23 protein-coding genes are annotated in these 19,627 nt (G+C 35.6%); 15 read left to right on the forward strand and 8 right to left on the reverse strand.

The genetic code is table 11. From position 1 onward, the window contains the following. Nucleotides 1-86 precede the first annotated feature (86 nt). The 3 genes from NSS74_RS06430 to NSS74_RS06440 all read left to right on the forward strand — a co-directional run bounded on the left by NSS74_RS06430 (nucleotide 87) and on the right by NSS74_RS06440 (nucleotide 3,281). Entirely contained in the window at nucleotides 87-662 is a 576-nt protein-coding gene (locus tag NSS74_RS06430; RefSeq protein WP_002142720.1) for a biotin transporter BioY, read from the forward strand. A 65-nt stretch (nucleotides 663-727) separates the two neighbouring features. Next, on the forward strand, nucleotides 728-2,191 hold the full coding sequence (locus NSS74_RS06435; RefSeq protein ID WP_340813283.1) for an acyl-CoA synthetase: 1,464 nt from the start codon (nucleotides 728-730) through the stop codon (nucleotides 2,189-2,191). Continuing rightward, nucleotides 2,184-3,281, forward strand: coding sequence for an acetyl-CoA C-acyltransferase (locus NSS74_RS06440; protein ID WP_002142717.1), 1,098 nt, complete (start codon nucleotides 2,184-2,186; stop codon nucleotides 3,279-3,281). The genes NSS74_RS06435 and NSS74_RS06440 overlap by 8 nt, the downstream gene beginning before the upstream one ends. Nucleotides 3,282-3,288: 7 nt before the next feature. On the opposite strand, the gene NSS74_RS06445 is transcribed toward NSS74_RS06440, so the two are convergent. Beyond that, nucleotides 3,289-3,870 (reverse strand): DUF6434 domain-containing protein, encoded by a 582-nt coding sequence (locus NSS74_RS06445; protein ID WP_002033539.1) that lies wholly within the window; start codon nucleotides 3,868-3,870, stop codon nucleotides 3,289-3,291. A 104-nt stretch (nucleotides 3,871-3,974) separates the two neighbouring features. Between NSS74_RS06445 and NSS74_RS06450 the strand changes: the two genes are divergently transcribed. After that, nucleotides 3,975-4,424 carry an NUDIX hydrolase gene (locus tag NSS74_RS06450; RefSeq protein WP_002142715.1) on the forward strand — a complete coding sequence of 150 codons (450 nt, stop codon included), beginning with the start codon at nucleotides 3,975-3,977 and terminating at the stop codon, nucleotides 4,422-4,424. A gap of 201 nt (nucleotides 4,425-4,625) precedes the next feature. On the opposite strand, the gene NSS74_RS06455 is transcribed toward NSS74_RS06450, so the two are convergent. Continuing rightward, nucleotides 4,626-5,828 carry an alanyl-tRNA editing protein gene (locus NSS74_RS06455; RefSeq protein WP_157404368.1) on the reverse strand — a complete coding sequence of 401 codons (1,203 nt, stop codon included), beginning with the start codon at nucleotides 5,826-5,828 and terminating at the stop codon, nucleotides 4,626-4,628. A 137-nt stretch (nucleotides 5,829-5,965) separates the two neighbouring features. Between NSS74_RS06455 and NSS74_RS06460 the strand changes: the two genes are divergently transcribed. Both NSS74_RS06460 and NSS74_RS06465 read left to right on the forward strand, forming a co-directional pair. Continuing rightward, nucleotides 5,966-6,358 carry a hypothetical protein gene (locus NSS74_RS06460; protein ID WP_002142711.1) on the forward strand — a complete coding sequence of 131 codons (393 nt, stop codon included), beginning with the start codon at nucleotides 5,966-5,968 and terminating at the stop codon, nucleotides 6,356-6,358. Between the two features lie 84 nt (nucleotides 6,359-6,442). After that, on the forward strand, nucleotides 6,443-7,681 hold the full coding sequence (locus NSS74_RS06465) for an MDR family MFS transporter (RefSeq protein ID WP_002142710.1): 1,239 nt from the start codon (nucleotides 6,443-6,445) through the stop codon (nucleotides 7,679-7,681). 45 nt (nucleotides 7,682-7,726) lie between these two features. Here the strand turns inward: NSS74_RS06465 and NSS74_RS06470 are convergent, their stop codons facing one another. Further along, nucleotides 7,727-8,113: an Hsp20/alpha crystallin family protein gene (locus NSS74_RS06470; RefSeq protein ID WP_002033545.1), complete on the reverse strand. Its 387-nt coding sequence runs from the start codon at nucleotides 8,111-8,113 to the stop codon at nucleotides 7,727-7,729. Between the two features lie 125 nt (nucleotides 8,114-8,238). Continuing rightward, a complete protein-coding gene (locus tag NSS74_RS06475) occupies nucleotides 8,239-8,382 on the reverse strand; it encodes a small acid-soluble spore protein P (RefSeq protein WP_002014281.1) in 144 nt (47 codons plus the stop codon). A gap of 121 nt (nucleotides 8,383-8,503) precedes the next feature. Between NSS74_RS06475 and NSS74_RS06480 the strand changes: the two genes are divergently transcribed. Together NSS74_RS06480 and pdaB are read left to right on the forward strand one after the other, a co-directional pair. Further along, nucleotides 8,504-8,767, forward strand: coding sequence for a hypothetical protein (locus NSS74_RS06480; protein ID WP_002014282.1), 264 nt, complete (start codon nucleotides 8,504-8,506; stop codon nucleotides 8,765-8,767). A gap of 46 nt (nucleotides 8,768-8,813) precedes the next feature. Continuing rightward, entirely contained in the window at nucleotides 8,814-9,539 is a 726-nt protein-coding gene (gene pdaB, locus NSS74_RS06485) for a polysaccharide deacetylase family sporulation protein PdaB (RefSeq protein ID WP_080019777.1), read from the forward strand. Between the two features lie 37 nt (nucleotides 9,540-9,576). On the opposite strand, the gene sspO is transcribed toward pdaB, so the two are convergent. After that, nucleotides 9,577-9,726 (reverse strand): small acid-soluble spore protein O, encoded by a 150-nt coding sequence (gene sspO, locus NSS74_RS06490; RefSeq protein WP_002033549.1) that lies wholly within the window; start codon nucleotides 9,724-9,726, stop codon nucleotides 9,577-9,579. A 289-nt stretch (nucleotides 9,727-10,015) separates the two neighbouring features. On the opposite strand from sspO, the gene acnA reads away from it, so the two are divergent. Next, the gene (gene acnA / locus NSS74_RS06495; RefSeq protein ID WP_002142707.1) at nucleotides 10,016-12,739 is read left to right on the forward strand and encodes an aconitate hydratase AcnA; all 2,724 of its coding nucleotides are present in this window, start codon (nucleotides 10,016-10,018) and stop codon (nucleotides 12,737-12,739) included. A gap of 69 nt (nucleotides 12,740-12,808) precedes the next feature. Next, nucleotides 12,809-14,524 carry an ABC transporter ATP-binding protein gene (locus tag NSS74_RS06500; RefSeq protein WP_002142705.1) on the forward strand — a complete coding sequence of 572 codons (1,716 nt, stop codon included), beginning with the start codon at nucleotides 12,809-12,811 and terminating at the stop codon, nucleotides 14,522-14,524. Nucleotides 14,525-14,546: 22 nt separating this feature from the next. Here the strand turns inward: NSS74_RS06500 and NSS74_RS06505 are convergent, their stop codons facing one another. Together NSS74_RS06505 and NSS74_RS06510 are read right to left on the reverse strand one after the other, a co-directional pair. Continuing rightward, nucleotides 14,547-14,879: a YmzC family protein gene (locus tag NSS74_RS06505; protein ID WP_002076849.1), complete on the reverse strand. Its 333-nt coding sequence runs from the start codon at nucleotides 14,877-14,879 to the stop codon at nucleotides 14,547-14,549. A gap of 11 nt (nucleotides 14,880-14,890) precedes the next feature. After that, nucleotides 14,891-15,103: a hypothetical protein gene (locus NSS74_RS06510; RefSeq protein ID WP_002033553.1), complete on the reverse strand. Its 213-nt coding sequence runs from the start codon at nucleotides 15,101-15,103 to the stop codon at nucleotides 14,891-14,893. 481 nt (nucleotides 15,104-15,584) lie between these two features. Here NSS74_RS06510 and NSS74_RS06515 point away from each other — a divergent pair, with 481 nt between their 5' ends. The 4 genes from NSS74_RS06515 to sspN all read left to right on the forward strand — a co-directional run bounded on the left by NSS74_RS06515 (nucleotide 15,585) and on the right by sspN (nucleotide 17,676). Next, on the forward strand, nucleotides 15,585-16,160 hold the full coding sequence (locus tag NSS74_RS06515) for a TlpA family protein disulfide reductase (RefSeq protein WP_002128499.1): 576 nt from the start codon (nucleotides 15,585-15,587) through the stop codon (nucleotides 16,158-16,160). Nucleotides 16,161-16,275: 115 nt separating this feature from the next. Then, nucleotides 16,276-17,223 carry a 3'-5' exonuclease gene (locus NSS74_RS06520; protein WP_002142702.1) on the forward strand — a complete coding sequence of 316 codons (948 nt, stop codon included), beginning with the start codon at nucleotides 16,276-16,278 and terminating at the stop codon, nucleotides 17,221-17,223. A gap of 131 nt (nucleotides 17,224-17,354) precedes the next feature. Next, nucleotides 17,355-17,498: an FbpB family small basic protein gene (locus tag NSS74_RS06525; RefSeq protein ID WP_002014298.1), complete on the forward strand. Its 144-nt coding sequence runs from the start codon at nucleotides 17,355-17,357 to the stop codon at nucleotides 17,496-17,498. 43 nt (nucleotides 17,499-17,541) lie between these two features. Continuing rightward, nucleotides 17,542-17,676 carry an acid-soluble spore protein SspN gene (gene sspN / locus NSS74_RS06530; protein WP_000527988.1) on the forward strand — a complete coding sequence of 45 codons (135 nt, stop codon included), beginning with the start codon at nucleotides 17,542-17,544 and terminating at the stop codon, nucleotides 17,674-17,676. Nucleotides 17,677-17,752: 76 nt separating this feature from the next. Here the strand turns inward: sspN and NSS74_RS06535 are convergent, their stop codons facing one another. Continuing rightward, nucleotides 17,753-19,045, reverse strand: a complete 1,293-nt coding sequence (locus NSS74_RS06535) for a glycosyl hydrolase family 18 protein (protein WP_002066644.1) — start codon at nucleotides 19,043-19,045, stop codon at nucleotides 17,753-17,755. A 109-nt stretch (nucleotides 19,046-19,154) separates the two neighbouring features. Between NSS74_RS06535 and NSS74_RS06540 the strand changes: the two genes are divergently transcribed. Then, the gene (locus NSS74_RS06540) at nucleotides 19,155-19,574 is read left to right on the forward strand and encodes an acyl-CoA thioesterase (protein WP_002142699.1); all 420 of its coding nucleotides are present in this window, start codon (nucleotides 19,155-19,157) and stop codon (nucleotides 19,572-19,574) included. The last annotated feature ends 53 nt before the right edge of the window (nucleotides 19,575-19,627 follow it).

A 19,627-nucleotide genomic window follows, 5' to 3' on the forward strand; every position in this document is an offset into this window, starting at 1 on the left:
TGACAAAGAGTGAATAGAAAGATAATATAACTCCTATAATATGTTACCTAAAATCCATTTCAAGTTTACAAATAGGAGAAGCAAATATGAATACAAAAAACTTAGTTTTCGTCGCTTTATTTAGTTCTATTATGGGAGTGTTAGGGTTAATACCTCCAATTGCTCTTGCTATTACACCAGTTCCAATTACATTACAATCACTCGGTGTTATGCTTGCTGGTGGGTTGTTAGGCTCACGTCTTGGTGCGTTAAGTCAGCTTATTTTCTTACTTATAGTTGGAGTTGGAGCACCATTACTTGCTGGTGGGCGCGGGGGACCAGGTGTATTTGTTGGGCCAAGTGCAGGATATTTACTTGGTTATATCGTTGGAGCGTTTGTCATTGGATATTTAATTGAGCGTTTACGTGAAGTTTCTATTATAAAAGTACTATGCATTAATATAATTGGTGGTATTTTCGTAGTTTATGTATTTGGTATCATTGTCCAAGCTTTCGTAATGGATATTTCCGTATGGGAAACGATGAAAGTAAGTGCCGTATTTTTACCAGGTGATTGCATAAAGGCGACTATAGCAGCGATTCTTGTGACAAGATTACATCGCTCATTGAAACATATTATTACGCCTGCTTTGAAGAATAAAAAAATTACAAATGCAGGGTAAGAAAAAGGAGAAACACGTTACTTGCGTGTTTCTTTTTATTATTTTGTAAAGAAAGGAAGTCTCATATGGGGATTACAAAAGAATATAAAAAGTATGCCTCTTTACAACCAAATAAAATAGCGATTAAAGAAAATGATAGAGTATTAACATATAAAGAATGGTTTGATTCAGTGTGTAAAGTAGCAAACTGGTTGAATGAAAAAGAATCGCAGAATAAAACGATAGCAATTTTATTAGAGAATAGTATGGAATTTTTACAACTATTTGCGGGTTCTGCTATGGCTGGATGGGTTTGTGTGCCGCTAGATATAAAATGGAAACGAGATGAACTTAAAGAAAGAATAGCGATTAGTAAACCGGATATTATTGTGGCGGAGCAGTATAGGCTTAGTGATATATCGTGCGAAGAAGGAAGGATTATTGAGATTGAAGAATGGAAAGAAATGATTGAGAACTATCTTCCTGCATATCATTCTGTAGAAAATGTACAAAACGCTCCTTTTTATATGGGATTTACATCAGGATCGACTGGAAAAGCAAAAGCATTTTTACGTGCTCAACAGTCGTGGGTACATAGTTTTGATTGTAATGTACATGATTTTTATATGAAAAAGGAAGATTCTATTTTAATAGCTGGGACGCTTGTTCATTCTCTTTTCTTATACGGGGCAATAAGTGCATTGTTTTTAGGGCAAACGGTACACATAATGAGAAAGTTTGTACCAGTTCAAGTGCTATCTAGTATAAGGATAGAGAATATTTCTGTAATGTATACAGTTCCTACAATGCTTGAGTCTTTGTATAAAGAAAATAAAGTAATTGAAAGTGAAATGAAAATTATTTCGTCAGGAGCGAAATGGGAAGCTGAAGCAAAAGAGAAGATGAAGAATGTGTTTCCTTATGCAAAAAGATATGAGTTTTATGGTGCGTCTGAGCTAAGCTTTGTAACGGCATTGGTTGATGAAGAGAGTGAAAGAAAACCGAATTCAGTAGGGAAACCTTGTCATAATGTACAAGTTCGAATATGTAATGAAGCAGGAGAAGAAGTACAGACAGGTGAGATAGGAACTTTGTATGTGAAAAGTGATCAATTTTTTATGGGCTATGTATCGGATGGAGCTATAATCCCGCAATTGTCCGAAGGTGGCTGGATGACAGTGCAGGATGTGGGCTACCAAGATGAAGAAGGCTTTATATATATTGTTGGTAGAGAGAAGAATATGATTTTATTTGGAGGAATTAATATTTATCCAGAAGAAATAGAAAGGGTATTACAGACACATCCAGCTGTTGAAGAAATAGTTGTGGTTGGTGTAGAAGATAGTTACTGGGGTGAAAAGCCTGTCGCTATCGTAAAAGGAAGTGCTACAAAGCAACAATTAAAGAGTTTTTGCTTACAACGATTATCATCTTTTAAAATACCGAAAGAATGGTACTTTGTTGATGAAATACCTTATACAAATAGCGGGAAAATAGCTCGCAATGCAGCAAAAAATATGATTGAAAACCGGGAGAAGATATATGAATAGAGCGGTTATTGTAGAAGCGAAAAGAACACCTATTGGTAAGAAAAATGGGATGTTGAAAGATTATGAAGTTCAGCAATTAGTAACGCCGCTTCTTACGTTTTTAAGTAAAGGAATTGAGAGAGAAATAGACGATGTCATATTAGGGAATATTGTGGGGCCGGGAGGGAATGTTGCAAGATTATCTGCTTTAGCGGCAGGACTTGGTTATCATATTCCTGGTGTAACGATTGATAGGCAATGCGGCGCTGGATTGGAAGCGATTCGCACCGCATGTCATTTCATTCAAGGCGGCGCAGGTAATTGTTATATTGCAGGAGGAGTAGAGAGTACAAGTACATCACCTTTTCAAAATAGAGCGCGATTTTCACCAGAAACAATTGGTGATCCAGATATGGGATTAGCGGCTGAGTATGTTGCAGAGCAATATAACATAACAAAAGAGATGCAAGATGAATATGCTTGTCTTAGCTATAAAAGAACGCTGCAAGCATTAGAAAAAGGATATATACAAGAAGAGATATTACCTCATTATTTTAATGGATTATTAGATGAATCTATAAAACGAGAAATGAATTATGAAAGAATGATTAAAAGAACAAAGCCCGCATTTTTGAAAAATGGTACAGTAACGGCAGGTAATTCGTGCGGTGTAAATGATGGAGCATGTGCTGTTCTTGTAATGGAAGAGGGGCAAGCCCGAAAATTAGGATACAAGCCTGTACTTCGTTTCGTTCGTAGTGCTGTAGTTGGCGTGGATCCCAATCTTCCAGGGACTGGTCCGATATTTGCGGTGAACAAATTATTAAACGAAATGAATATGAAAGTAGAGGACATCGATTATTTTGAAATAAATGAAGCATTTGCTTCAAAAATTGTTGCTTGTGCAAAGGAGTTACAAATTCCTTTTGGAAAATTAAATGTAAATGGTGGAGCAATTGCGCTCGGTCATCCGTACGGTGCATCTGGAGCTATGCTTGTGACACGTTTGTTTTATCAAGCACAAAGAGAGCATATGAAATATGGAATTACGACGTTAGGAATTGGTGGTGGAATAGGGCTTGCGCTATTATTTGAGAAAGTAGAAAACTAGAAAGGGACTAGTTTTCTACTTTTTGAGGAATATAAGCATTACTACCAGGTTTTGCTTTTATTTCATTCCAAGCAGCGATAGCATCAGCTTTTGATTTCCCTTTGTTATTTGGATCTTCGAAAAAGTCGCGAGTGAAACGATTGTATTCAAACTGCGCGCTGATAGTTGTTTTGTATGTAGGATCTTTTTTTCGTTCGTTTTCTTCATACCAAAACGTTATCGCGTCTTCATATGTTTTTCCAACATTCTCTTTAAAAAATTTTTGAAGAGCTACTGTAAAGCGGAAGTTAGCTCCGATTTTTTCTTTGAAAAAAGAACGAACATCTTCGCTACAGCGGTGATTGTTAGTAATAATCGTTTGAAGAGAAAGTTCTTTATAAGAGAGGGAAGCTTTACTCACCTTTTGACTAGAGCTGTTTTTTAATATTTTACCAGTATGTAAATAATGTGAGATACGCTCGGTTATTTCAATCTTAGAGCCACTAGCTGACAAACCATGCTCACGACAAAATGTTTGGAGTTCTGCTTTTAACCAATAAAAGTTTTGGAAATCTTCAAGTGATATAGACTTTGTTAAAGGTGGACGCATAGATGTAACAACTTCTTTCTTCCATAATTTTCTTTAATTATAAAACATATGTTCTTTTTGTAGAAGGATTAATTTGTAAATATAACGGGAAGAGGAGATTACATATGGAAAGTGTAATGCAAGTTCGTGTTACGGGAATTTTAATTGAAGATGAAAAAGTATTGCTAGTAAAGCAAAAAGTTGCTAATCGCAATTGGTCTTTACCTGGGGGAAGGGTAGAGAATGGTGAAACGTTAGAAGAAGCGATGATTCGAGAAATGAGAGAAGAAACAGGATTAGAAGTTAAAATTAAGAAGCTACTCTATGTTTGTGATAAACCAGATGCTAGTCCATCTTTATTACATATTACGTTTCTGCTTGAAAGGATTGAAGGTGAAATTACGCTACCATTTGTACATCATGAATTTGATCTTAATCCAATTCATGATGTACAAATGGTAGCGATAGAAGAATTGAGTAGATATGGTTTTTCTGAGAAGTTCATTAAACTTGCATCTGAAAAGTTCTTGAACGCAGGAAGTTATCAAGGGTTAAAACAAAATATTGGTTTGTAAACATAAGAGGAGGCTGTTATTTTAGAACAGCCTCCTCTTACTCTATAAGTTGTGTTTATTGTCGTATTTTGTTGGGAAATCGATATTTCTTATAGAATCGTTCATATAATTTCATTTACTGTACTACTGTACTACTGTGCACGAAGCAGAAAAGAGAAGTGGATGTCACACAGTTCAATGACATCCACTTTATAAAATAATCTACACTGCTGACTGTAAAGAAGAAACAAGCCGATTTAAAAACTCATCTCCACTTATAATTGCTTTCCCACCGCCACGAGCACTCTTTTTATTTCCTCCGCCTTTTCCTTCAATAGAAGGGAGGGCATCTTTTAAAAGTGTATTCATATCGAGTGTCACTGCTTTACCACAAGCGAGAATACATTGTAATTTGTCCTCATTTTCAATAACGAAATATGTAATTGCGTGTTCTTGTTGTTCCGTAATAATAGCAGCTAGTTTTGCGACTTCTTGCATAGAGCGATTTGTAAATGCTCGAGAGATAAGTGTTCCAGCGTATATTTCTGCAGGTTGTTGTAATAGTTCATTTGCTTCTACAAATAATAGTTTTTCATTCATTGCTTGTATTGCCTTTTCGTTTTCTTTTTGAGAGGTAAGAAGTTGTGCTACTTTTGCTGGAATATCAGTTTCGCTACTGTTCAATTGCTTAGAAACATCGGTTAATATTTGTTGATGTTGTCCCATTAATTTAAGAGAACGCCAACCAGCTATAAATGTTAAGCGTATACCACCTTTATTGCGCTCCCATCCTAATACTTGAATAGGACCTACTTCACCAGTGTGTTTCGGATGCGTTCCGCCACAGCCGTTGTAATCATAATTTGCGATAATAACAACGCGTATATTTTCTGTCATAGTTGGTTCTTTGCGAAGGGGTAATGCTTTGGCCTCTTCTAAGTTCATCCATTTAATACGAATAGGGTGGTTTTCAAAAACAATTTGATTAGCAATTTGTGCGGCCTTCTCAACAGTTTCTGTAGAAAGATTGGCAGTTTCTAAATCAATGGTTATAGTTTCTTTTCCAAGGTGGAACCCGATTGTCGGTATGTTAAAGTGATCCCAAAAAGCAGCGGATAAAATGTGCTGAGCTGTATGTTGTTGCATATGGTCAAAACGGCGCTCCCAATCTATTTTACCCTCTACTTCTTCTGTATGTAATTGTTCTATTATGAAATGACGAATTTCTCCATTTACTTCTTCAACGTTACTTACCGGAATACCATTTAAAGTTCCAGTGTCATGTGGTTGTCCGCCGCCTGTTGGATAAAATGCAGTTTCATTTAAGACAACATATAAGTTTCCTTCTGTATCATGCTCTTGTTTTATAACTTTAGTTGTAAAGGTTTGCTGATAAGCATCGTTGTAATATAATTTTTGCTCCAATTGTCTTTCCCCTTTCGTGTTAGCTAGTTTCATTGTAAAGCAATTGAAATTAGTTTCCTAATATTTCAGAAGAAAGAAACTATTTTTAGAATTTTCTTGCTATAATAAGAAGAAAATGCGGGGGGGGGGGAATGAAAATGCCATATGAAAACGGCGTAGATAAGTTGCTTAGTTTAAGCAGAAATATTTCCGAATTATATCGAGAATTAAATGAGATGACCCGGATTTTAACGGATTGTAATCGAGAAAGTGTGAAATTTGATCGGTTATATGTAAAGGAGTTACTTTGGAAAAAAGAAGATGTCATAGAGAAGTATGAACAATTACTCGTCCAGCTTTGTGTTAATGAATGCTTTGATTTAAAAAGTGTAATTACTGGCGAATATAAGTATACATATGAAGAGGTAGAAAGTATTGTTTTAGAATTTAATGAAAAGTATAACGTAGCTATTTTAATTAAAGATGTTTGTAAGGAATTACAGTTTACATACGGAATTGATATGGAAATAACGAGAACAGCTCGGGTATAAACATCTCAAGTATAGAAAAAGGAAAAAGAAAGCAGATCCTTTGCTTTCTTTTTTTATGTAGGAAAAGGGAGAGTAGGTTTAAAGATGAAGGGGAAGTTACAGCATATTCATCCACTTGGAATGAGTATCATTATAGGGACATTATTTGCTAGGTTTGCAACTTCAATGAGCATTCCTTTTTTAGCGATTTATTTAACGACTGTTAAAGACGTATCGGCTGGAATGACCGGTGCTATCATTGGAACGAGTGCGCTTATTGGAGTGTTTGCTAGTTTTATTGGAGGCAATTTATCGGATCGATTTGGTCGAAAGATGATTATAATATGGTCCATGATCGTTTGGGTGTTTGTATTTATAGGATTTTCAGTTGCAGATCATGTTTTGAGTTTCTTTCTATTAAACGCTTTGAATGGATTATGTCGTTCTTTTTTTGAACCGACATCAAGAGCTTTATTATCAGATTTAACGAAACCAGAGTATCGTTTACTCGTATATAATTTGCGTTACGGTGCAATAAATGTTGGAGTAGCGATGGGTCCACTTGTTGGATTACAGATTGGAAGTGCAAAATCAACGATTCCTTTTTTAGTAGCCGCTGGAGTGTACATTTTATATACAGTTATATTAGCGTTTCAATTTAAGAAATATCCACTTGATAAAAAGAAAGTAACTACAGAAAATCCGGTCACAATGTTAAGTGCGGTTCGGATTTTGCGAAAAGACATAGTATTTTTAGTTGCTTTAGTCGGGATTATTTTGAGTAATAGTGGTTTTTCACATTTAACGACGACACTATCTCAATATTTTGCAAACGCACATATATTTCAAGATGGAGTAAAGTTGTTCTCATATATGCTAACTTTAAATGCGGTTACAGTAGTAGTTATTCAATACCCTGTTATTCAAATGTGTAAAAAGTATACGCCGTTAGCATCTATTATGGTTGGAACGTTATTTGTGAGCGGGGGATTGTTTGGATTTGGACTAGTAGAATCTATGTTAGGGGCTGCTATATGTACAATTATTTTTACATTCGGAGAAGTATTAATGTTTTCAATGACAGATGTATTTATTGATGAGATAGCTGTTTCACATTTGAAAGGGACATATTTTGGAGCTATGGGCTTTTCAGGAATTGGAGTAGTAATTGGTCCTTGGTTTGGCGGGATACTTCTCGATCATTATGGATATCAAAATGGCTTTATAGTATTTTTAACATTAGCTATATTTTCAAGCATAGCGTTCCCAGTTCTTTTAGTGACAAAAGGTTTAATGAAAAAAAGATATATTAGAAATTCTAAAATAGAAATACATGCGAAATAACATGAGCCCGAGCAAACTAAAATGTTGCTCGGGCTTATATTTATATCAATCGTTAATTCGAAAAAAGACTTTCTCTTCATGCTTATTGGCAACTTCGTTTTTGGAAATATGAATGGCTAAATATCCATTCTCTAAACAGGCTAGCATCTTGTTATAAATGATATTAGTAGGTAAAGGCACAATCCGCTGTAAAGAAGTGTTTTTATAAAGTATACAAATGTTTAGGCCTGTCTCCATCTTTTTAATGAGTACATTTTGTGCAGTTGCATTTGGTACATCTGTTTCCAAAATGTATTCTTGCTCTGTTTCACAAAGGTCAATATGGATTTGATTTGGAAAACTAAAGTTACTACAAGAATCAGAACAAAATTGATCCATCCATTCTTCGAAACCATCAACATGAAAAAGACAATCCTTCTTTTTCTTGCCCATGAAAGACACCCTCCGTAAAATCTCAATTCATACTATGTTATGCATGAATGAAATAGAGGTGAAGAACAAATAGAAAAATATAAACATTTTATGTGAAAGATACAGTGTGTGTGAATACTTTTGCTTTACATATCATGATGTGCATGGTTTTTTTGACGTGAATGATTACGATTTTTAACTTTGTGAGATCCACTTAAAGGTTCGGGCTGTCCAGAAGATTGCCCTTTTTTCTCGTTTTGACGATTAGATTGATTATTGTTTTTACCCATTGTATTTTACACCTCCTCTCCCTATTTAGAATGAGAGAAGTTTGCGAATTTATACGAGAATGTTTTTTGAGAAACGGGTAAAGATAAGTAGGACTAACTCATATAGGAAGGGGAAAGTGTTATGCCATATCATAAAGATAAGCAACAGGCTTTTCAGGCTGCGCAGCAAGGGGTTGTTCAAGCCGAAAATATATTCAATAATATTGTGAAAAATGACCCGAATTACGGCCATGATTTAAAAGAGTTACGCCAAGAAGTGCAAGAGGCGTACGAACAGATTCAAAATGCACTTGAAGTAGCATCAGAAACGCAGCGTCCACAACTTGAGCAATATGAAAGTAATCTCCAAAATATTATGCGAAATGTAGATCAAATAGAAAAGTGAAAAAGGTTGTTGTGAATTCAACAACCTCATTACTTTTAGTGCTACTATGCTGAAACGAAAAATTATTCTATCAATTTTTTCTTTAATTTGTGCAGTACATATATTTCAAGTGGACAAAGTGGAAGCTAAAATGTTGTTAAGAAAAGAGCTAGAGCCAACTGGCTATGTAACATGGGAAGTGCCAAATAATGAAAAAATTATCGCAATTACATTTGATGATGGACCGGACCCAACTTATACACCGCAAGTATTAGAGTTATTACGTCAATATAAAGCGGAAGCGACTTTTTTTATGATTGGCTTTCGAGTTCAGCGTAATCCGTACTTAGTAAAGCAAGTGTTGAAAGAAGGGCATGAAATCGGAAATCATACGATGAATCATTTGTATGCGAGTAATTCATCAGATGAAAAATTAGAACATGATATTTTAAATGGAAAGAAATATTTTGAAAAATGGGTGAAAGAACCTTTATTGTTCCGTCCACCAGGTGGATATATTAATGATGCTGTATTTACTACGGCAAAAAGAGCTGGGTATCAAATTGTTCTATGGTCATGGCATCAAGACCCTCGTGATTGGGCGAATCCAGGTACAGAATCCATAGTAAATCATGTTGTGAAAAATGCTAAAAGTGGAGATATTGTACTGTTGCACGATGGAGGAAGTGATCGTAGTCAAACAGTGGCGGCATTAGCAAAAATTTTACCTGAGCTGAAAAAGCAGGGTTATCGATTTGTAACAGTTTCGGAGTTGTTACGTTATAAACATTAGAGAAAATCCCAAAAGGTATACCTTTTGGGATTTTTCGTTACTGATTCTTTTTTCGTTTTTTATTATTTTGTCGCTCTGCCGGAGTTAAAGGTTCATTTGCGAACTCTTCATTATAGCCAGTTCCTTGCCCTTGGGCGGATGCAGCATTCATTCCTGAAATAATATGATTGGCTTTTCTTTTACCCATTTTTCTCACCTCTATAATGTTTTTTATAGACGAACCATGAGTCGTTCATAGCATATATGAACGTAAAGTAAAACGCTGAAAGAGTGCTTTACTTTATAGTAATAGTATTAATAAAGAGCATGGACACTATTCAAATTTAGAAAGATAAAGAAAACTTATGATAATCCATAAGTTTCTTATTATTTACTTATTTAGAAAGTTGTAATAAGATATTATCGTAAGGTATTGAAAAGTTTGTCTACATTTTATATTCAGACAAATTAGTCACGTTTAACAGGGGGGAAACATAATGGTCAAACATAATCCATTTCAATCACGTGCAACTTTTGAACTAGATGGAAAGACGTATCATTATTATCAATTGAAAGCGCTTGAAAACGCAGGGGTTGGCAACGTATCTCAATTACCATATTCCGTGAAAGTTTTACTTGAATCTGTACTTCGTCAAGTAGACGGACGCGTAATTACAGAAGAACATGTTACAAATTTAGCGAAATGGGGAACGAAAGATGTTCAAGATATCGATGTTCCGTTTAAACCATCTCGCGTAATCTTACAAGACTTCACAGGTGTTCCAGCTGTTGTAGATTTGGCTTCGCTTCGTAAAGCAATGGCAGATATGGGCGGAGATCCTGATAAAATTAATCCAGAAATTACTGTAGACCTTGTAATTGACCACTCTGTACAGGTTGATAGAGCGGGTACAGCGGACTCGCTTGCATTCAACATGGACTTAGAGTTTAAACGTAATGAAGAACGTTATAAATTTTTAAGCTGGGCACAGAAATCATTTGATAACTACCGTGCAGTTCCACCAGCAACAGGTATTGTACACCAAGTAAATCTTGAATATTTAGCACCGGTTGTTCATGCGGTGAAAAATGCTGAAGGTGACTTAGTTGCATACCCAGATTCATTAGTTGGAACTGACTCACATACAACAATGATTAATGGTATTGGTGTTCTTGGATGGGGCGTTGGTGGTATTGAAGCAGAAGCAGGAATGCTTGGACAGCCTTCATATTTCCCAGTACCTGAAGTAATCGGTGTGAAATTAACTGGTACACTTCCAAGTGGTACAACAGCAACTGATGTTGCATTAAAAGTAACACAAGTGTTACGTCAAAAAGGTGTAGTTGGTAAATTTGTTGAGTTCTTCGGTAGTGGACTAAAGAGCATGCCTTTAGCTGACCGTGCAACAATTTCAAATATGGCACCAGAATACGGTGCAACTTGTGGATTCTTCCCAATCGACGATATTTCATTAGAATACTTACGTTTAACAGGTAGAGATGAAGAGCAAATTCGCATTGTTGAAGAATATTGTAAAGCAAACGGTTTATTCTATACAGCAGATAGTAAAGATCCAATCTATACTGATCTTGTTGAAATTGATTTAAATACAATCGAATCTAACCTTTCTGGACCGAAACGTCCGCAAGATTTAATCCCGCTTTCAAATATGAAAGAGGAGTTCCATAAAGCTGTTGTAGCACCAGTTGGAACACAAGGACTTGGATTCAATGAGCAAGAGTTTGATAAAGAAGTGAAAGTTACATTGAAAGATCAAGAAGTAACGATGAAAACAGGTGGAATTGCAATCGCTGCAATTACAAGCTGTACAAATACGTCAAATCCGTACGTGTTAATTGGAGCAGGGTTAGTTGCGAAGAAAGCAATTGAAAAGGGACTTAAAGTACCTGGTTACGTAAAAACATCGTTAGCACCAGGATCTAAAGTTGTTACAGAGTACTTAGATAAGTCTGGTTTAACAACGTATTTAGATCAATTAGGTTTCCAAACAGTTGGTTACGGCTGTACGACTTGTATCGGTAACTCTGGTCCATTAGCAGAGGAATTAGAAGAAGCAATCGCAGCAAATGATTTATTAGTAACATCTGTTTTATCTGGTAACCGTAACTTTGAAGGTCGTATTCATCCACTTGTAAAAGCAAACTACTTAGCATCACCACCACTTGTTGTGGCATATGCACTTGCAGGTACTGTTGATATTGACCTGAAAAATGATGAAATCGGTAAAGATGTAAATGGTAATGCTGTTTACTTTAATGATATTTGGCCAGCAGCTAAAGAAATTGAAGATGTAGTTCAAAGTGTTGTTACATCTGAATTGTTCAAAAAAGAATATGCACAAGTATTTAACAGCAATGAGCGCTGGAATGAAATCCAAACTTCAAATGAAGCTTTATATACTTGGGATAATGATTCAACATACATTCAAAACCCACCGTTCTTCGAAGGATTATCTAAAGAGCCGGGTGAAGTTGAAACGTTATCAGGTTTACGCATAGTTGGTAAATTTGGTGATTCTGTAACAACAGACCACATTTCACCAGCAGGTTCAATTGGTAAGCACACGCCAGCTGGACGTTATTTACTAGAAAACGGCGTACAACCAGTTGACTTTAACTCTTACGGTTCTCGTCGTGGTAACCATGAAGTTATGATGCGTGGTACATTCGCAAACATCCGTATTAAAAACCAAATCGCACCAGGAACAGAAGGCGGATATACAACATATTGGCCAACTGGTGAAGTAACATCTATCTATGATGCTGCTATGAAGTATAAAGAAGATGGCACAGGCCTTCTAGTTGTTGCTGGTAAAGACTACGGTATGGGAAGTTCTCGTGACTGGGCTGCGAAAGGTACAAACTTATTAGGTATTAAAGCAGTAATCGCAGAAAGCTTCGAGCGTATTCACCGCAGTAACTTAGTGTTAATGGGCGTATTACCATTACAATTTAAAGATGGCGACAGTGCTGAAACATTAGGTCTTGTTGGTGACGAGTCATTTGAAATTCAAATTGACAAAACGGTTAGACCACGCGATCTTGTAAAAGTAGTTGCAATCGATGCAGAAGGAAAAGAGAAGCAATTTGAAGTAGTAGCTCGTTTCGATAGTGAAGTTGAAATTGACTACTACCGTCACGGTGGTATCTTGCAAATGGTTCTTCGTTCGAAAATCGAAGAGTCTAAAGTGTCAAACTAAATAATTGAAATGAATGATAAGGAAGCTAACATTTGTTAGCTTCCTTACTTTATGTACAGAGGGAAAGGGATGAAACCATTTGGTTTCATCCCTTTCCTTTTATTATGCAAAATTGGGGGAATGACAATGAATGAGTATAGAAGAATAATGTTGCCGCTGTTGCAAGAAAAGCTATTGCTAATTAGTGCGATTTGTAGCGGAATAGTAGCTGCCATTTTAAATTTATCCCGTCCGCTATTTATGGGGCTAATTGTAGATAACATTATTCAGCGGGAGTTAAAAGGTACGTATGTATATATTGCTTTGTTTGCGGGGAGTCGCTTTTTGATGTGGGTGAACAATCTGTTATTTGATTATGTAAGCTCAAAAGTAAGTCAACGAATATTACGAGAGAAGCGTATAGATGTATTACGTCATTTTTTCTTATTACCGTTTGAAGAAAGTGAGAAGGTAAAACAAGGGGAGTTAGAAACATTAGTCGTTTCTAATATTCCGAATTGGGTAAGGTTATATGGATCTATATTAATAGAATACATCCACGCCATTGCACAATTTATTGGTGCGTTCATAGCTCTACAACATATCGATGTACAGTTCATATGGTGGATAACCCCGTTTTTATTTTTAAGTGCAATTGTTCCAATGCTTATGGGGGGAAAAGTAAGAAATATTGCAAGTATTGCTCAAAAAAATCAATCAAGTGTTGTAGAGATGATGTCACAGTTTGTAAAAGGTATACAAGATTTACGTAGTTTACAAAAAGAAAAATGGGCAATTCATTTGTTTAAAGGAGTGACGGCACAATCTTATAAAACAGAAGTAAGGAAGACGATGATACAACATTGTATTGGGATAGTTGGAACGGTAATAGAAACAGGAGCATATATAGTTGTTCTTATTATAGGAGCAAAAAAAATAATAAAAGGGGATATGGAAGTCGGTTCGCTTGTGGCGGTATTAGCTACAATTGAGATGTTATTTTTTCCTGTTCGTTATGCAAGTGATTTATTAATGATGACACAAGTTGCTATTGCTTCGGCAAATCGAGTTTTTGGCTTTTTAGATATACCGGCTGAATACAGAAATGTAGAAAGAGCGATGGGAATGAAATTAACAAACGTTTCATTTCAAGAGAAGGGTGAAGAGAGATGTAGAATTAAAAATATACATTTGCAAATTAATCCTGGCGAACTCGTTATTATTGTGGGGGAAAGTGGTGCAGGAAAAACGACGCTTTTAAAATTAATCACGGGTTTATATAAACCATCTAATGGTAGTATTGCTTATTACGGTAATAAAGCTCGTATGACTACCATATGGCAGGAACCTCGTTTTTTTCGGACGACAGTAAAAGAGAATATGTATTTTGGGGAAGGGGTCTTAGAAAAACAGTTAGAAAAAAATATTGAACTTGTAAATGCGAAGTCAATTATTAGGAGTTTATCTAAAGGGATTCAGACTGTACTACATAAAAGCGGTGAAGAGTTTTCGGGAGGAGAGAGAAAGCGTCTTGCGTTATTGCGAGCGATTGTATCAAATCCGAATCTCATTATTCTAGATGAACAGACTGCGGGATTAGATCTGAGCAATCAAGAAGTGGTTTGGAATATGCTTAAAGGGCTAGGGGGGAATGTAACGAGAATTGTGACGACACATGATGTTGAGAGGGCGATGATAGCGGATCGAGTTGTGGTCATGAAGAATGGAATTGTTGTGGAATGCGGGGATCCTAGAGAATTATTAACGTGTAAGTCATTGTTTAAAGAGATGCTAATAAAAAGATAAGAGCTATATAGCGCTCTTATCTTTATTCACTCTTATTAAGTTGATACGTATAAGACTCAGTATCGTTAGTGCTAAACTCTTTGACTAGAGTAAGTTGATTTGTATCCGGATTATATTTGAAAATTTTGACTGTATGTTCGCTACTTAGTGATGGATTATATTCTTGAATAGCAAATGTATTTTCAGCAATCTGTGTCATATTACTGGTTGAAACGTTTTCTACGGCATCATGATTTGTAGAAATTTCAACAACTCTTTCACCGTTGAAAAATAAAAGAACGATTACTAAAACAACTAAACATATTCGTATATAGCGAAGTTCTTTACTTATAGGATGTTCTCCCAAAATAATCATCCTTTCTATAACTATTGTATAGTAGTGGTAGTCATCGTGAAGAAACTAAGAATACCGAGACCGGCTAAAAGGATAAATGAGATTAAAGCGATAAAGAGACAAATACGCCCAACTTGCTTTTTTTCAGGATCTTTACTGAAGAGCGAGATGATCCAAGTGATAATCCCGATTGGGGAAAATATAAAACTAAGAATATATAATAGTATTTTTTCAAATAGATTCATAAAAATCCCCCTTTTTGAAAGTTCTACATGTGCAGTTTTCTTCGTATTAGCGCTGGCGTTATGTAGGAAAGTACAGAATAAACAGCACTATAAACAATCCAAGCGTCTAAGTTTTGTAAAACTAGGTGTATATCAAATCCCGAGACGATAATGAAAAATATAAGTGGAACAGTAAAAGAAATAATAATTACAGCCCATTTGAATTTGTATAGTAAGGTGCTAAAAAAAATACATAATAATGGTAAAGTGAAAAAAACAAAAGTGAAAGGGTTGATAAGTAATTGTAAAATACATATCACCTCGCAAGTTTTGTATTTATTTCTAATTATATGATAAAAAGGGAAATATTTCATCCGGACTATAAATATTCTAACTATTTCGACTGTGAATATTTCCAAGCTTGTCCGTATAAGCTAAAATAAGGTATATAGTATTTTGGTGATTATGTAATAAGAAGATAAACACGTAAGGGTGATATAATATGTGGCGGAAGCTTACCATTATTGTAGTGTTACTTTGTTTAGCGGGATATGCAGCTTATGAACAGTTTGGTAAAGAGGATCAAGTAATGCAAGAAAAGCCTGCCAAAAGTGAAGCTGCTATGAAAGAGATTTTCGCAAGGAACGGTATTGAAATTGGAAAGAGCGCACCAGATTTTGAATTAGCAAAGATAGATGGAACGAATGTAAAGTTATCCAATTTAAAAGGAAAGAAAGTTATTTTAAACTTTTGGGCAACGTGGTGTGGGCCTTGTCAGCAAGAAATGCCTGATATGGAGGCCTTTTATAAAGAACATAAAGAAAACGTAGAAATTTTAGCTATAAACTATACTCCTTCAGAAAAAGGAGGGGGAGAAGAAAAGGTAAGGAACTTCGCTAAAGAAAAAGGAATTACTTTTCCTATTTTATTGGACAAGAACATTGATGTGACAACAGCGTATAAAGTAATTACCATTCCAACTTCTTATTTTATTGATACAGAAGGTGTCATTCAAGATAAGTTCATTGGACCGATGACGCAAAAAGAGATGGAGAAACGGATTGCTAAATTAAAATAACGGTGAAAAGGTAGAGGTGGAAAGTTACCATTTCTGCCTTTTCTTTTTCACGTAGTGATAGCAGCATGTTATGATAAAAGAAATATAAACGTTTAGAGGTAAAGGAGTGTTTGGAGTGGGGAATATATCCTTACCGTTAGATTATGTTGTAATTGATTTTGAAACAACAGGATTTAACCCTTATAATGATAAAATTATTCAAGTCGCAGCAGTGAAATATCATAATCATGAACTAGTAGATCAATTTGTTTCCTATGTGAATCCAGAGCGTTCAATTCCGGACCGAATAACAAGTTTAACAGGTATTACAAATTATCGTGTTTCAGATGCACCGACGATTGAAGAAGTATTACCTTTATTTTTAGCATTTTTACATACAAAGGTTATTGTCGCTCATAATGCATCTTTTGATATGCGTTTTTTAAAAAGTAATGTAAATATGCTTGGACTACCTGAGCCTAAAAATAACGTTATTGATACTGTGTTTTTAGCGAAAAAATATATGAAGCATGCGCCTAATCATAAACTTGAAACGTTAAAACGAATGCTTGGAATTCGATTAAGTTCTCATAATGCATTTGACGACTGTATTACGTGTGCGGCTGTTTATCAAAAATGTGCAGCGGTTGAAGAAGAAGGAAAAAGAAAAGCGAATAAGGAAGTACTTGATGAAACAGCGGTATTTGAAGCAGTAAAAGAAATGCTTGTACGAAATAAACGTGATATTGAGTGGATTCGTTGTATGAATGTTGGGAGTTATTTAGATATAAAAGCCTTTTACCCAATTATAAGGTTAAAGGTCAAAGGGCGAAAGAAATATGTGTTAACAGAAAAAATGGAAGACGATGTAAGAGGAATTTGTACGAGCTTAACATACGAGGCAGCATTGAAAAGTGAGATTGGCAACACGAGAATTATGATTGACAGTGTAGAGGACATTTTGAAGCTAGAGAGCTACATTGTAGCAGAATACGATTCTGTATTACGAGCGCTGGATGAATATAGAGCAAATAAAGTAAATGCGGATGAAGAAATTAAAAAATATTTAAATACGATGGCGTAAAAAATCCCATGTGCAATATATGCGCATGGGATTTTTTATCAAAACATAAAATTTTCTTGCAAATCTGATTAAAGAGTTTTTCATTTGCTCATACTATGTAATAAGAAAGCGTAGAAGAAAGGGTGAGCAACATGAGAAGAAGTCGCCGTAGATCGTTTGAAGAACTTGTAAATGAAAATAAACAACAATTATTAAGCGATCGTGATGCAATGGATCGAATTGAAAAACGAATTGAAAAACGTTATGAAATGAAACTTTTTAAGCAGGCTGAATAATTCTTAACACTAGTACGATACTAGTGTTAAGGAGGCGATAGTAATGGGTAATCCGAAAAAGAATTCAAAAGACTTTGCACCAAATCAAATTGGAACACAATCGAAAAAAGCTGGTGGCAATAAAGGGAAGCAAATGCAAGACCAAACTGGCAAACAACCAATTGTTGATAACGGTTAAAAAAAGGAGAATGTCATCATTCTCCTTTTTGTGTGTTTGGATAATATTATAAAAATATTTAAAAAGCTGACTTTCGTCAGCCTTTTTTCGTAATTGTAAAGTTTTCAACGAGTAAACGCCAATTTTGTGGGAATGGTAGACCAATCTTCCAGTAACTAATACCGCCAATGCCTTGTTCTTTCATTAAATTGAATTTACTTTGAATAGACCTCGAATCTTCAAACCAAACCTCGTGTTGTACGCCGTTTTCATCAAAGTAATTAAAATGTGGAGCTTGGGCTGTGAAATCATAGCGGATAGGAACATTGTATTTACGAGCAAGTGCAACAGCTGCGACAGAGCTAACTGCTTTTGCGGGTGGATTCCCTTGTTTGAAAGGAAGTTTCCAATCAAATCCATATAAATTTTGCCCCATCATAATTTTTTGTGGAGGCATTTGAGATTTTGCATATTGAAGTACTTCTTTTACAGGACCAATAGGGGAAATCGCCATCGGTGGTCCACCTTGCCAACCCCAGTCGTATGTCATAATGACGACGAAATCTACAATTTGTCCTTGTGCTTTATAATCGTGAGCCTCAAAAAATTTCCCTTTTTGATTTGAGCTCGTTTTCGGTACAAGTGTTGTACTTAATGTGTACCCGCTAGGTAAGCGTGTTTTCACATTTCGTAAAAAACGATTATACGCTTCGCGATCTTCAGGTGCCACACTCTCGAAATCGAAATGAATGTCTCGCATGCCATATTTTTCAGCTGTTTGCAAAATGTTAGTAATAAACTTGTTTTGAATTGTTGCATCGCGTAAAATAACCGAGGTCAGATCGGCACTGAAATTTCCATTTTCAATATTTGTAATAACGAGCATAGGGATGGTGTTACCTTGCGTTGCAATATTAGCGATTTTCGCTGTTTCCGTCGGTTCTTTTAAAGTGCCGTCTCTTTTTGCTTCAAAGCTGAAGTAGGCTAAATATGTTAAAAATGGATTAATAGCACGTGTAGCATTTACTAAACTTTCTTTTATCGGTATTGTTGAAGGCTGTAAATAAGCAATGGATTCTACTGCTCGTTTTGTTCCTTTCGGTATATATAATTGCTGTCCGACATGGAGAATAGATTTTAATGAAAGGTTATTAACTTTAGCTAAACTGGCGAGAGGGACGTTATACGTTTGAGAAATTCGATAAAGGCTGTCACCTGGCTGTACATAATAATTATTGCCTTTTGTATTAACGATAAGTGCCTGACCAACAACGAGTGTTTCAGCTGGATTTAGTCCATTGTCTTTTACAATTTCTTCAGGTGTAGATCCGTACTTTGATGCTAAACCATAAACACTATCACCGCTACGAACAGTTACAATTTGGATCATGTGCTTGCCCCTTTCGGTAAAAGATTCACTGTTTTTATTTTATTTTTGATTCCACTGTATTATGATTAAATGTATGCAAGGTAGCAGAAGTGAAAGAAGGCGAATAGAAATGTTTGTAGCAGAACATGAAGTTGAAATCCGCTATGCGGAAACAGACCAGATGGGTGTTGTTTACCATTCAAACTATTTAGTGTGGCTGGAACTTGGGCGCACTAAACTTATACAAGAATTAGGATTTTCATATGTTGAAATGGAGAAAGAGGGAATTATTTCTCCTGTATTAGACTTGCAAATTTCATATCGTAAAGCGATGCGTTACGGCGAAAAAGCTATTGTGAAAACGTGGGTTGATACTGTGAGCCCGCTCCGCGTTGTATATGGATATGAAATTTATAATAGTGATGGCGAACTTTGTATTACTGCAAGCACGACGAATATTTGTGCGAAAAAAGAAGGTTTCCGCCCTGTATCATTTAAAAAATTATATCCTGAGTGGTATGCGAAATATGAGGAAATTAAAAAGAAATAAAGTGAAACTTTAATCAGTGGGGGTCTTACTACCCGCAAATAGCGGGATAAAAA

Origin of the sequence: Bacillus sp. FSL E2-8868, assembly GCF_038005505.1 — a bacterium.
GTDB lineage: Bacteria > Bacillota > Bacilli > Bacillales > Bacillaceae_G > Bacillus_A > Bacillus_A mycoides.